The 12,611-nt window shown below is 74.0% G+C and carries 11 protein-coding genes; 9 read left to right on the top strand and 2 right to left on the bottom strand.

From position 1 onward, the window contains the following. Nucleotides 1-265 precede the first annotated feature (265 nt). The 9 genes from HCN08_RS36455 to HCN08_RS07660 all read left to right on the top strand — a co-directional run bounded on the left by HCN08_RS36455 (nt 266) and on the right by HCN08_RS07660 (nt 10,876). Nucleotides 266-1,063, top strand: coding sequence for a vWA domain-containing protein (locus HCN08_RS36455; RefSeq protein WP_167982156.1), 798 nt, complete (start codon nt 266-268; stop codon nt 1,061-1,063). After that, the gene (locus tag HCN08_RS36450; RefSeq protein ID WP_167982155.1) at nt 1,060-2,004 is read left to right on the top strand and encodes a protein phosphatase 2C domain-containing protein; all 945 of its coding nucleotides are present in this window, start codon (nt 1,060-1,062) and stop codon (nt 2,002-2,004) included. The genes HCN08_RS36455 and HCN08_RS36450 overlap by 4 nt, the downstream gene beginning before the upstream one ends. Further along, nucleotides 2,001-3,104 (top strand): hypothetical protein, encoded by a 1,104-nt coding sequence (locus tag HCN08_RS07690; protein ID WP_167982154.1) that lies wholly within the window; start codon nt 2,001-2,003, stop codon nt 3,102-3,104. The genes HCN08_RS36450 and HCN08_RS07690 overlap by 4 nt, the downstream gene beginning before the upstream one ends. Nucleotides 3,105-3,339: 235 nt before the next feature. Then, nucleotides 3,340-3,933, top strand: coding sequence for a 4Fe-4S single cluster domain-containing protein (locus HCN08_RS36080; RefSeq protein ID WP_322974295.1), 594 nt, complete (start codon nt 3,340-3,342; stop codon nt 3,931-3,933). After that, nucleotides 3,923-5,152, top strand: a complete 1,230-nt coding sequence (locus HCN08_RS07680; protein WP_167982153.1) for a hypothetical protein — start codon at nt 3,923-3,925, stop codon at nt 5,150-5,152. The genes HCN08_RS36080 and HCN08_RS07680 overlap by 11 nt, the downstream gene beginning before the upstream one ends. Next, complete coding sequence (locus HCN08_RS07675; protein ID WP_167982152.1) at nt 5,149-7,101, top strand: AAA family ATPase; 1,953 nt, start codon at nt 5,149-5,151, stop codon at nt 7,099-7,101. The genes HCN08_RS07680 and HCN08_RS07675 overlap by 4 nt, the downstream gene beginning before the upstream one ends. Beyond that, nucleotides 7,098-8,903, top strand: coding sequence for an Hsp70 family protein (locus tag HCN08_RS07670; protein WP_167982151.1), 1,806 nt, complete (start codon nt 7,098-7,100; stop codon nt 8,901-8,903). Before HCN08_RS07675 ends, HCN08_RS07670 begins: the two co-directional genes overlap by 4 nt. 19 nt (nt 8,904-8,922) lie before the next feature. Further along, nucleotides 8,923-10,110, top strand: a complete 1,188-nt coding sequence (locus tag HCN08_RS07665; RefSeq protein ID WP_167982150.1) for a coiled-coil domain-containing protein — start codon at nt 8,923-8,925, stop codon at nt 10,108-10,110. A 106-nt stretch (nt 10,111-10,216) separates the two neighbouring features. After that, a complete protein-coding gene (locus HCN08_RS07660) occupies nt 10,217-10,876 on the top strand; it encodes a double zinc ribbon domain-containing protein (protein WP_167982149.1) in 660 nt (219 codons plus the stop codon). Between the two features lie 162 nt (nt 10,877-11,038). Here the strand turns inward: HCN08_RS07660 and HCN08_RS07655 are convergent, their stop codons facing one another. Both HCN08_RS07655 and HCN08_RS07650 read right to left on the bottom strand, forming a co-directional pair. Next, nucleotides 11,039-12,004, bottom strand: a complete 966-nt coding sequence (locus HCN08_RS07655) for a maleylpyruvate isomerase N-terminal domain-containing protein (RefSeq protein WP_167982148.1) — start codon at nt 12,002-12,004, stop codon at nt 11,039-11,041. After that, nucleotides 12,001-12,576, bottom strand: a complete 576-nt coding sequence (locus HCN08_RS07650; RefSeq protein ID WP_167982147.1) for a sigma-70 family RNA polymerase sigma factor — start codon at nt 12,574-12,576, stop codon at nt 12,001-12,003. The genes HCN08_RS07655 and HCN08_RS07650 overlap by 4 nt, the downstream gene beginning before the upstream one ends. Between the last annotated feature and the right edge of the window lie 35 nt (nt 12,577-12,611).

The raw sequence follows: 12,611 nt of genomic DNA, 5'->3' as shown, positions 1-12,611 counted from the left end.
CCGAGGGGGCCGCCGCGCCGCGGGAGGAGGCGCCCGCGGGGACCGGCACGGTGCACGCGCTGCTGCGTCCGCGCGGGCTGGTGAAGGTCAACGGCCTTGTGGAAACGGCCTGTTGGCGCGGGGTCGAGGGGGAGCCGCCGGGACGCGGCGGCACCGTCGCCGTCGTACGGGCGGCCGGCGGCTGCGGATGGGACGCATGGCCGGTCGGCGCTGTTCCGCATGGGGACGGCGGGGAAGAAGAGCGGCCTGGGGGAAGAGGCGACGGGTGAGTGTATTCGATGAATTGGCGTCCTTATTCGACGAGAAGGCGGACGCGACCGACGACATCGGCCTGAACGAAGGTACGTACCAGCGCCGGGTGGTCGTCATCGTTATCGACGTATCCGGCTCGATGGGGTACGCGGAAAACGGCAAGCGCCCTATCGATGATCTCAACAGCAGTATCGAGTCATGGCTTCCCGAAGTCCGCAGCCAGGGAAAAGGGCCGCTCAGAGGGGTCGAATTCGCCGTCGTGACATTCGGCGGCGACGGGGTCCGCACGGTGACCGGCGACCTGCGCTGCCCGCCGGACCGGCTGCACGCCGACGGCGGCGCGTTCGTACCGGCGGGCGAGCTGGAGATCGCCCCGCTGACGGCCACCGGGACCACCCCCATGGTCGCCGCCCTGGAGTTCGCCCTGAACCTGGGCGACCAGCGGGTCCAGTACCTGGCGGGGCAGGGCCTGCAGACCGGCCAGGTGCGCATGATCCTCTTCAGCGACGGCGGCCCCAACGACGACAACCTGCCGGCCGGCGCCTGGCGTTCGACCGCCGACCTCATCCGGACCCGCCGCAAGCAGCGCCGGCTGCTCTTCCTCGCCTTCGGCGCCCCGGGGGCCGACGAGCACGTCCTACGGGAACTCGCCCCGGAGAAGGGCTACTTCCCGCTGTCCGCGCTGGACTTCAACGAGCTGCTGAACCTCGTGCTGGTGGCGACCTCCGCGGACGACCCCTATGCCGCCGTGTGGGAACAGGCGCGCTGGGGAACCGACGGGCAGCCCTCCGGCGAGAGCGGAGCGGAGTGAACGCCGCGCCGGGCACCGGGGCCGCGCCCTGGGTGACCGCCGCCGCCTCGGTGCTCGGTACCGACCACGCCCGCACCGCCACCGACTGCCAGGACGGATTCCGCGTCCGGCGGTCCGGCGGCGAGCCCCTCATCCTGGTGGCCGCCGACGGCGGCGGCCGGGCGCATCTGGCCGGCGCCGCCTCGGCGCTGGCCGCCACCCTGGCCGCCGACGAGGCGCACGACCGGCTGCCGGCGGACCGGGGCTCATGGGGAGCCGCCGAGGGGACGGCCGGCTGGTCGGCCTACCTGGACGAGGTCGTGCGCGCGGTCGTGGGGAAGTTCGCCGCCGTCGCGCAGGCGTGCTCCACCGCGCTGGGCGATCCGCAGGACTACGGGCCCGCGCAGTGGGGCACGACGCTGACCGTGGTGGTGGCCGACCCGCCCTGGCTGGTGGCGGCGGCCGTCGGCGACGGCTTCGTCGTGACCCGCTGCGGCGACGCGCAGTTCGACCTGCTCCTGCCGCCCGACGACGACCCCGCCGCCCCGGACGAGCCCGCCGACCCCACGGCCGGCGACACCACCACCGAGGCCACAACCGACCCCACCGACCCCACCGACGCCACCGACCCCGGCAATGACGCCCCGTTCGTACCCGAAGAACCGGGCCGCACCGTCTTCCTCCTCTCCCCGCACGCCGCCGACCGGTCGCGCCGCCTGGTCGCGCGGCTGCCCGACCTCACCGGGATCGCGGTGAGCACCGACGGCCTGCGGCAGGTCGGCCTGATGTCGCAGCGCGCGCGGGCCACCGCACCGTACGACGCCTTCTTCGCGCCGCTGTTCGGCCACGCGGACAAGGCTGGGGCCGGCGACACCTTCCTCGCCCGCTTCCTGGCCGCCGAGCGGCTGTGCGCGCTGACCGGCGACGACAAGACCCTGCTGGTCGCGGTGGCGCGCCCATGACCACTGCCACGCCGGATCTCGATGTCGTGCTGGAGTCCGCGGACGGCCGGCGGCGTACCGTCACGCTCGGCGCACGCGTGGGGCCGCCGGGCTCGCAGGGCGCCGTGCGGCTGGTACGGGGGCACCCGCGGCTGGTGGTCAAGCTCATCCGCAACCCCGAGGCGGAGAACTTCGCCGACAAGCTTGAGGCGATGCTCGCCTCCCGGCCGGCGCGGATGACCGTACGCGACGGCATCGTCCGGGTCGCCTGGCCGCTCGCCCGGGTACGCGCGGTCGGCGGGGGCCGCCTGCTCGGCTACGTGCAGCCCGCCCTGACCGCGCCGGACTTCGGCCCCTTCCACCAGGCGCTGCGCGGCGGCCGGACCCTGGCGCCGCGCCGGGCGACCTGGCGCTGGTACCTGGAGCTGGCTCTCGACCTGGCCCGCACCATGACCGAGATCCACCGCGCCGGGCACGTGGTGTCCGACCTCTCCCCGGAGAACCTGTTCGCCACCCCGGGCGCGGCCGTCGGGTTCGTCGACGTGGACGGCTGGCAGATCCACGACCAGGCCACCGGGCTGTCGCTGCCGAGCCCGTTCTCCCGCGCCGAGTACACCCCGCCCGAGCACCTGGCCGACCCGGCCTCGCGCAAGCTGCGGGCCCCGTCCGCGGACCGCTGGGCGCTCGCCGTGCTGCTGGCGGAGATCCTACGGCTCGGGGCGCACCCCTTCGCGGGCGTACCGCCGGACGCCGAGCCGCCCTTCGACGTCCAGGCGAACGTGGAGAACCGGCGCAGCGTCCTGCTCGGCTCCACGCTGCGGCAGCCGGCGCACGCCGCCGACGCGGATCTGGTGCTGGCCGGGCCGTTGCGCCGGCTGCTGGAGCGCTGCTTCGCCGCCGGCTACGACGACCCGGACGCCCGGCCGCTGCCGCAGGACTGGGTGGCCGAGCTGACCCGGGTCCAGAACACCGTCCGGCTGTGCCCGACCGGGGAGTTGCACGTCTTCGCCCGGGAGGCGGCGGCCTGCCCGTGGTGCGAGCTGGCCGGCCGCACCGGACGCGACCCCTTCAGCGGCGCCGACGCCAGAGGAGGCAGCGCGCATGACCCGTACGGGAGATGACCGCGACGAAGCGGAAGGTGCCCGCCAAGAAGCGGGACCCGACGGCGAAGAGGCAGGGTACGACGGCGGCAAAGCGGGAAGTGACCGCCAGGCAGCGGGACATGACGGCGGAGAAGCGGGAAGCGCCCCCCGACCGGCGCGCAACCACCGCGACGGAGCCGGACACCACCGCAACGGCGGAGCCGCCCCCGCCGCCCCCGCCCTCACCCTCAGCCGCATCGCGGAGTCCACCACCGTGCTCGGCCCGGGAGTACGCGCAGTGGTCTGGGTGCAAGGCTGCCCCCTGCGTTGCACCGGATGCCTCGCACCGGAAGGGCTGCCCTTCGAGGGCGGCGAGACCTGGCCGGTCGCCGCCCTGGCCGCCCGGCTGAACGCGCTGCCCGCCGAGGTCACCGGCGTCACCTTCTCCGGCGGTGAGCCGATGGCCCAGCCCGCCGCCCTCGCGGCGCTGGTGGACCGGCTGCGCGCGAGCCGGGACTGGTCGGTGATGTCCTACTCGGGCTTCACCCTGGAGGCGTTGCGCCACGGCGACCCGGCGCGGCGCGACCTGCTGGACCGGCTCGACATCCTCGTCGACGGCCCGTATCTGCCCGACCGCCACGGCGCCCTGCTGTGGCGCGGCTCGGACAACCAGCGCGTGCACTACCTGACCGACCGCCACACCCCGCCGGCGCAGGACCGCAGCGCGGGGCTCCAGTTCGACGTCCAGGACGGCACCGTGCACTGGTCCGGTGTCCCCCCTGTCCCCGGTTTCCGCGCGAGCTTCGAACGCGCCCTGCGGCAGGAGGGCATAGACCTACCCATCTCTCGGAGGACCGATGTCAGGTAGCCCCAAATACTCCCGGGCGCAGCTCGACCAGCGCAGGCAGCAGCAGTTGGCGGAGGCCCGGCGCCGCCGCGAGGAGGCGGCCCTGCGCAAGCAGGAGAAGGAGCGCGTACGGCGGGTCAGGGCCGAGCAGGCGGCGTTGCGCGACCGGCACACCGCGCTGGCGGCCCGCGCCGCCGCCCAGCGGGCCGGCGCCGCCGACGCGGGACTGGCCCGGCGGCACACCGACCTGACGGCCGCGCTGTCGGCGCTGGCCGCCGCCATCGCCGCCGCCTCCGACGACGCCGGGCTCGCGGCGGCCCGTAACGGCGTGGAGGCCGCCGAGGCCGACTCGGCCGCGCTGGCCGTCGCGGTGAGCGCGCACCTCGCCCGTGAGCAGCGCGGCGCGGCGGTGGCCGCCCTGCGGGCCTCGGCGGACGCGGTGCCCGACCGGGCGGAGATGGACCCCGCCGGGGCCCGGGACACCGACCTGGCGTTCGCCGAGGCCGAGCGGCAGGTCGGCTCCGGTGAGCGCTTCCCCGCGGCGCACCGGCGGCTGGCGGCGGCCGTGGAGTCGCACCTGGCCCGGGCCCGCGAGCGCCGCGAGGAGCTGGCCCGGGCCCGCCGGGCCGCCGCGCAGGCCGAGCAGGCGCTGACCGCGCTGCTCACCGAAGCCGAGGAGTCCGCCGCCGAGCTGGCGGGCCGGGCCGCCGCCGCCGAGCTGCTGCGCGACCTCGCGGCGGCGAGCCGCGCCGCGGACGTGCCCGCGATGGACCGGCTGACCGCGCTGGCGGCGAGCACGACGGCCGCGCTCGCCACGGCGTTCGACGGCTGGCTGGACGAACTGGCCTGCACCGGCATCATCCTGGACGCGATCAGCCGCGCCCTGCCGCAGGCCGGCCTGCGGCTGGAAGCCGGCAGCGTCCAGCAGGTCGGCACCGGCAGCATGCTCACCGCCGTCCGGGCCGGCGGCGAACGGGTCGTGCTGGCCGTCGTCCCCGACGGCGCGGGCGGAGCCCAACTGGTCTACGAGGCCGAGGGCAACGACTTCACCACCAGGGTGACCGCGGACGGCACCGTGGCCGCGTGCGACCTGACGGCCGAGGTGCTGGAGCAGTTCCAGCAGGCGCTGGAGCCCGAGGGCGTCGCGGCGGGCGAGCTGGACTGGAAGGGCAAGCCGGAACGGCCGCCGGCCCGGGAGGCCAAGCAGCTGCCCGGCACGCGCCGCAGGGAGCAGAGATGACGACCCCGCGCGCCGCGGACCCGCGGCCGGCCCGGCGGGTGTCCCCGTGGGTCAAGGGCCTCGTCGCCGAGATAGCCCGCGGGCGCCATGTCATCCTGCACGGCAACGTCCACGACATGGTGCGCTGGCAGGGCGGCTTCGTGTCGCTGCGCACGGCGCTCGGCGAGATCCTGACCGCCCTGTCGTACGAGCTGGTCGGGCGGTACGACCAGGTGGACGGCCTGACCTTCGCCGCCGACGACGACCACCGGCGGTTCGCCGAGCTCATCGGCGGCCCGGCGCCCGTCGAGGAGGACCAGCCGGCCGCGCCCGAGGAGGAGGCGGCCGACGGCGACCCCGCCGCGGCCGGCCGGCGGGCCCGCGCGGCCGAGCTCCAGCGCCGGATGCGCGGCTCGCTGCGGGCGGGCGCGGAGGCGGCGCCGCGCTACCGGCAGCCGGCCGAGGCGCTCGCCGCGATCCGCCGCGGGCTGGCCCAGCAGACCCGGCCGGTCGCCTTCGTCCTGGACTTCGCCGAGCTGCTGCTGCTCGACCCCGACCACCACGACCGGCAGGACCGCGACCTGCTGCTGCTCACCAAGAAGATGATGCTGGAGTCCGGCCGGGCCGAGCGCGCCCAGGTCGGCAACCTGCTGATCCTGGTCGTCCCGGACCTGGCGTCCGTCCCGCCGTGGCTGCACCGCGACGAGCCCTTCGTACGGGCGGTGGAGGTGGACCGCCCGAGCCATCAGGAGCGGCTGGGATATCTCCGCAGCATCGTCACCCGCTTCCACCGCGACCCCGCCGCGCCGCTGGACGACGTGCTGCCGACCCTGGCGAACCTGACGGACGGCATGACGCTCACCGAGCTGCGCGGCCTGAGCCAGACCAGCCATGTGGAGAAGGTGCCGCTGTCCGAGCCCAAGGAGCTGGTCAAGCGGGCGCTCTTCGGCCAGCAGGACGACCCCTGGCTGCGGTTGGTCGACCGGATCCCGCGGGCCGAGCAGGACCTGCGCCGGCGGGTGATCGGCCAGCCCGACGCCGTACGGGCGGTCAGCCGCGCGCTGGCCGCGGGCACCATGAACATCGACTTCGTGGCCGACCCGCACAGCGCCGAGGCCCGGCCCAAAGGCGTCTTCTTCTTCGCCGGCCCCACGGGGGTCGGCAAGACCGAACTGGCCCGGGCGCTCTCGGATGTCATCTTCGACGACGAGACGGCCCTCACCCGGTTCGACATGTCCACCTTCGCCGAGGAGCACTCCGCCGAACGGCTCACCGGCGCGCCCCCGGGTTATGTGGGGCACGAGCGCGGCGGCGAGCTCACCAACCGGGTGATGAGCCGGCCCTTCAGCGTGCTGCTGTTCGACGAGATCGAGAAGGGCCATGTGGCCGTCTTCGACAAGTTCCTGCAGATCCTGGAGGACGGCCGGCTGACCGACGGCCTCGGCCGTACCGCGTACTTCTCGCAGAGCCTGATCATCTTCACCTCGAACCTGGGGGCCGCCCCGCTCTACGAGCGGCTCCAGCAGGGTGAACTGCCCTCGTACCAGGAGGTGTCCGAGCTGTTCCAGACCGAGGTCTCGCACCACTTCGCCACCACGCTGAACCGTCCCGAGCTGCTCGGCCGGATCGGCAACGGCGTGCTCGCCTTCGACCTGCTGCGACCGGAGAACATCCCCGCGATCACCGCGAAGTTCCTCGACCAGCTCATCGCGTCGGCGGCCCGGGCCGGCATCGCCTTGGACGTCGAGCGGGAGTCGGTCACCGATGGGGTCAGGCGGGCCATGGCGGACCCCCGTTCGCTCGCGCTCGGCGGCCGGGAGATCCGCAACATCCTCGACCGCTCGGTGCGGGCCCCGCTGATCGACCGCGTGGTGGAGAGCGGCAGCCGCACCGGGCACTTCCATGTGGAACTCCCGGAGGGCCGCGCGGTCGCGGTGGTCAGCCGGACGCCCGACAGGAGGATCGGATGATCAGTCCCTACCCGGTGGTGGCCGCGATCGACTTCGGCACCCACGGGACCGGCTACGCCTGGACTGAGGTCGGCGACGAGTCGGGACCGGGCCCCGCCCGGCTCACCATGCAGATACGGGAGCAGTGGCCCGGCACCCTCGGCCACTACCCCAAGGACCTCAGCGCCGTCCTGCTCGACCCGTCGGGGCAGCCCGCGGCGTGGGGACACGAGGCCGGCGAGGAGTGGGCGCGCCGGTGCGAGGAGGGGGATCAGCAGGGCTACACCTACGCCCAGGGCTTCAAGATGGCCCTGCGGCCCGGCGCGATGCTCACCATGTCCTCGCTCGGCGACCAGGCCGCGAGCATCGACACACCGGCGAAGGCGTATCCGCTCGTCGTCGCCTACCTGCGCCGGATGTACCGGATCACCCTGGAGGAGATCGAGGGCAGCGGATACCTGGAACGCCAGATCCGCTGGTGCCTGACGATCCCGGCGATCTGGGACGACGCCGAGAAGCAGCTGATGCGCGACGCGGCCGTCGAGGCGGGTATGCCCGCCGAGCAGGACCGGCTGATCCTGGCCCGCGAGCCGGAGGCCGCCGCGCTGTACTGCCAGATCCACCTGGCCCGCGTCATCGCCGCCCGCGACGAGGACGGCACCGCGGAACTCACCCGCAGCGGCAGCCGGTTCATGGTGGTCGACTGCGGTGGCGGCACGGTGGACATCACCGCCTACCGGGTCGCGCCGGCCGACTCCGGCGAGCGCCGGCGGCTCATCGAGATCGGCAAGGTGTCCGGCGGCAAGATCGGCTCGGAGTTCATCAACCAGGCGTTCGCCGACCGGGTCCTGACCGACCGGCTCGGCGGCCCGCAGGTGGTCGAGCGGATCCGCCGCGAGCGACCGCACGCGCTGCGGGAACTCATGCAGCACTGGGAGAGCGGGAAGATCGCGGTCACCGCGACCATGGACGCGGCCGGACGGCTCACCATCGACCGGCCGGTGTACGTACCGCTGCCGCGGGCGGTCGACCCGCTGATCAGCGACGAGACCCGGGCCCGGCTGCGCGGCTTCCCCGGCGGGTCGGAGTCGCGGATCGTGGTCTCGCCCGAGGAGGTGCGGGTCCTCTTCGACACCGTGCTCAAGTCGCTGGCCGAGCTGGTCGAGCAGCAGCTGAAGGAGATGCGCAACCGGGACGGCGCACCCGACGGACCCGAGCGGCTGCTGCTGGTCGGGGGCCTGTCCAGCTCGCCGTACCTCAAGCAGCGGCTGCTGGCGCACTTCGGCGACGGCGTCGTCATGATGCGCACCACCGAGCCGGCCGCCGCCGTCCTGCGCGGCGCCGTCCTGCTCGGCTACGACCCGGAGCTGATCATCTCCCGGCGCAGCCGCTACACCTACGGCTGCGCGGTCGTCTGGGACTTCGAGCCGGGCCGGGACCCGGTGTCCAAGCGGATCTACGACCCGGAGGGCAACGCCAAGTGCAGCAACCGGTTCATGATCTTCGTGCGCAACGGCGACACCGTGGAGACCGGAAGCGTCGAGGAGCCCAAGTCCTTCAGCCCGCTGTACGCGGACATGAAATCGGTCGTCTTCCAGTTCTTCCGCACGCTCACCGAACAGCCCCGCTACATCGACGAGCCGGGGTGCGAGGCCATCGGCACCCTCACCGTCGAGCTCGGATCGGCGATGACCCTGCCGCTGGCGCAGCGCAACGTCCTGGTCCATCTCGGCTTCGGCGACGCGGAGATCAGCGTCCGCGCCGTCAACCAGCACTCCGGCCAGGAGCTGGACACGACACTCCGCTTCGACGGCGGCTACTGAGAACGAGGAGGGTGTGACGATGTCCTATCCGGGCGGAGGCCACGAGGAGGATGCCACGGCCGCGAGGCATGTGCTGCAGGGGTTCCACGAACTGCTCGCGCCGAACAGCAGGAAGATCGACAAACTGCAGAACGAGATCAACCGCCTGCACCGGCAGGTGGCCGAACTCCAGCAGCGCAGCAGCGAGGCGCAGGCGCAGATCCTCCAGCGCCTCGACGAGCACGAAAGGCGGCTCACCGCGCTGAGCCGGGCCAAGACCCAGGACCGGCTGGTGTCCGACGCCTACCTGGCCCATCAGGAGATCCGCGCTGAGATCGACAACCTGGCCGACCAGATCCTCACGGACATCGCCGCCCGCTTCGTCCAGGCGGACGGCGAGCGCGAGGAGGCGGCGGTGATCGGCCGGCTGGCCCGGCAGCTGCTGCAACCGGGCGACCAGATGCCCGCCGCCGACGAACTGGCGCGGCACATGGCCGAGGCCGGACACCCCGGCGTCGGCCCCGACGACCTGCGGTCGGCCTGCGTGGCCGCGAGCGGTATCCGCAGCCGGGCCGCGGCCACCGGACACGCCGTCACCTGGGACTACGACCTGGCCGAGGGGGCGCGTCTGGACAGCGCCCGGCAGCGGCCGTTCAGCCGGTGCGACGCCGGGGCGCCCGCCGCCTTCGTCGTGATGCCCGGCTATGTCGTGGACGGCAAGGTCTACGTGAAGCAGCGCGTCTTCACCGAGACGGCGCCGGCCGCACCCGCCGGTCACGCCACGGCCGCCCCGGCGGAGCCCGTCAGCGCCCTGATAAACCTCTCCCTGAACGACACGGGCGTATCCGCACCGGCCGCCCCGGATCTCGGCCTCCTCGCCGAGGCGCTGCACAAGGACCATCCCCAGGTGCAGGCGGAGTTCAAGGCGCTCAGCCGCAGGGGTGCCGGTTCGTCCCGCTCCCTCGTGGTGGCGAGGGGTCCGGGAACCGAGATCCGCATCACCCAGGCGCCGGTCGAGGGCGGCGGAGCGGTCCTCCGCATGGCGGGCCCGGTCGACGAGGTCGCGGCTTTCGTCACATGGCTCCGCGGCAAGAACCCGGACAGTACGTGCCAGGTGGCGGTCGAATCGCCCGACAACCGCGCCTCGGACTGGGCCTATGTCCGCGACAGGGAAGAGCTGCTGGCGCTGCTGGCCGGCAAGGGCCCGGGGCCAATTCCGGGCAGCTGACACGGTCCCCACCGGCAGGATCGTCGGCGGGACGGGCGCAGCGGCACTATGACAAAGTATGGGTGCCGGGCAGGGGGCCCGGCCGGGGCGCTCGGGGAGGCGTTCGATGACTGCCGAAATCTATTTCAGCAACAACTACCGTGATCTGTGCGAGGAGCACGGCACGGGCGCGGGGTTTCAGTTCGAGTTCTCCTGCGGGCGGTGCTCCGACACCTGGCGCTCCCCGTTCGAGGCATACAACAGCGGCCGGCTGGCCAGCTGGGTCGGCAAGGGCGTCAACGCCGCCTACGGGCTGCTCGGCCGCACTGGCAGCGGCGTGTCCAGCGCGGCGGACGGGCTGGCAGGAGCGACGTACGGGTCGTCGCGCGACACCGCCTTCAAGCGCGCGATCGACAACGCCCAGGGACACTTCAACCGCTGCCCGCGCTGCACGCAGTACGTGTGCAACCGCTGCTGGAACGCCGGCCAGGGCCTATGCCTGACCTGCTCGCCGGACACCGCCGCCGAGGCGGTCGCCGCGCAGCAACGCGGCCTGAACGACACCGTGACGCAGCGGGCGTACGAGGTCGGGCAGGCGGCGGGCAGCAGCTTCGACGTCACCGCCCCGCGGCAACTTGTCTGCCCGCACTGCCAGACCGAGACCCGCGGCACTCCCTTCTGCCCCGGCTGCGGCACTCGCCTGGCCCAGCAGCAGCACTGCGGCTCGTGCGGCTCGGAGGTTCCGGCCGGCTCCGCCTTCTGCCCGGGCTGCGGCACCCGCCGCTGACCGAGCCGAAGCCCGCCCGGCCGGCTCTCCCGCGGGCACGCTGGACTACCGCCTCCAGCGGGTGCATCAGCTCACCGGGATCCCTCCCGGCTCCACGCGCGGGGTACGGGTGCTGGGCGTCGTGGTGAACCGGGCGCTCGCGCGGGGCTGACCGGGGGCCGGTCAGTCCCGGGCGAGGGCGTCGATCGAGCCGAGGAGGAGGTCGGCCAGGGCCCGGTCGCCCTCGACGGCCGCGTCCAACTGGTCCGGCCGCAGCCGCCGCACGGCGACCCGGCAGAAGTCCACGGCGTCGGCGACGACGGTGACGTCCGGACCGGCGGCCCGCGGCGGCTGCTGCGCGAGCGGCACCACGAACGTACCGCCGGCCGGACCGGTGAGGACGACACGGGCGGAGCGTCCCGGCGCGGTCGTGCCCCGGTAGGCCATGGCCAGCGGCACGGCGGCCAGCAGCTCATTGCACAGCAGCGCCATGCGCTCCATGTCCATACGCGGCAGCGGGCGCCCGGTGGCCGCGCAGATGTCGATGGCGTGCGTCCACAACTCGCCGGTGCGCGTGACGAGTAGCTGGTCGACGCTGAGGGTGAAGTCGTGCCAGGCCACGGGCCGGCTCCGGTCGCCGCCGGCGGCGAGCGCGACCGCGCGGGCGGCCTCGTGCCACTGGCGGGCGATGTCCCGGGGCTCGGCACCGGCCAGCTCGGCGACCACGGGCAGCGTCGCCGCGATGTGGTCCGGCAGGCTCGGCACGGTGTCGCCCGGGTCGAGCCAGCGCAGCACCAGCCGCTCGACACCGACCAGATGCGCGACCAGCTCGCGTACCCGGCCGTGCTCGGCATGCGCCGGCGCCTGCCATTCCGGGTCGGCGAGCGAGCGCAGCAGGTCGTGCATGTCGGCGACGGTCCGGTCGAACGCGACCGCCGGTTCGCACGGTTGCGCCGCGTCGACGGGCCGGCCGGGGCGGCGGCCGGACACGGCCCGGGCCAGCGTGCCGGCGCGCAGCTGCGGCGGCGGGGCGGTGGCGCGGACCGGGCCCGACGGCGGCTCCTGGGAGCGCGGCTCTTCTTCCGCGAGCCCGAGGACGTCGAGTTCGAGCAGGGCCGCGATCTCGTCGTCGAACGACATGTCGGTCATGAGATCGCCTCCCGTGCCTCGTCGGTCAGGTGCGTCCGCAGTCTCGCCAGCGCCGCCCGCAGCCGGTATTTCGCCGTCCCCTCAGGGATACCGAGCGCGCGGGCGACCTGCACATATGTCAGACCTTCATAGTACGCAAGCTGCACCGCCTCACGCTGCTCGGCCGGCAGCGTCCCCACCAGCTCCGACACCCGCTGCCCGCCCCAGCTGCGCGCGGCCTCGGCGACGACCCGGGCCTCCGGCCCCTCCTCCTCGTCCGGCGCCCCCGACGCGGACTCCGCCCGCGAGCGTGCCTCGGACCGCCGGACCTCGTCGACGGCGCGCCGGTGCGCGAGGAGCGCGAGGTAGCTGCGCAGCGCCCCGCGGGCGAGGTCGACCCGGTCGGGTTTCTCCCAGAAGTACGCGAACACCTCCTGGGTGATGTCCCGGGCGAGTTCCTCGTCCCGCGTCACCCGGCGGGCCAGCCCGTACACAAGTCCGGCATGCTCGTCGTAGACGGCGGCGAGCGCCGCGTCGTCACCGGCCCGGACACGCGCTAACAGCAGCGCGTCGCGGTCGCTGGCTATCCCCACCCGCCTGACGGTACGACGAACCGCCGCACCCCGCC

The sequence above is a fragment of the Actinacidiphila epipremni genome (assembly GCF_012034175.1).
Taxonomy (GTDB): Bacteria; Actinomycetota; Actinomycetes; order Streptomycetales; family Streptomycetaceae; genus Actinacidiphila; species Actinacidiphila epipremni.
The sequence above is the reverse complement of the archived record's forward strand: the minus strand, read 5'-3'. Positions and strand labels throughout refer to the sequence as shown.

Excerpts from the sequence above, each read along its gene's own strand:
- HCN08_RS07670 (WP_167982151.1), top strand. The coding sequence starts at position 7,098 with ATGATCAGTCCCTACCCGGTGGTGGCCGCGATCGACTTCGGCACCCAC.
- HCN08_RS07690 (WP_167982154.1), top strand. The coding sequence starts at position 2,001 with ATGACCACTGCCACGCCGGATCTCGATGTCGTGCTGGAGTCCGCGGAC.
- HCN08_RS07655 (WP_167982148.1), bottom strand. The coding sequence starts at position 12,004 with ATGACCGACATGTCGTTCGACGACGAGATCGCGGCCCTGCTCGAACTC.
- HCN08_RS07680 (WP_167982153.1), top strand. The coding sequence starts at position 3,923 with ATGTCAGGTAGCCCCAAATACTCCCGGGCGCAGCTCGACCAGCGCAGG.
- HCN08_RS07660 (WP_167982149.1), top strand. The coding sequence starts at position 10,217 with ATGACTGCCGAAATCTATTTCAGCAACAACTACCGTGATCTGTGCGAG.
- HCN08_RS07665 (WP_167982150.1), top strand. The coding sequence starts at position 8,923 with ATGTCCTATCCGGGCGGAGGCCACGAGGAGGATGCCACGGCCGCGAGG.
- HCN08_RS07675 (WP_167982152.1), top strand. The coding sequence starts at position 5,149 with ATGACGACCCCGCGCGCCGCGGACCCGCGGCCGGCCCGGCGGGTGTCC.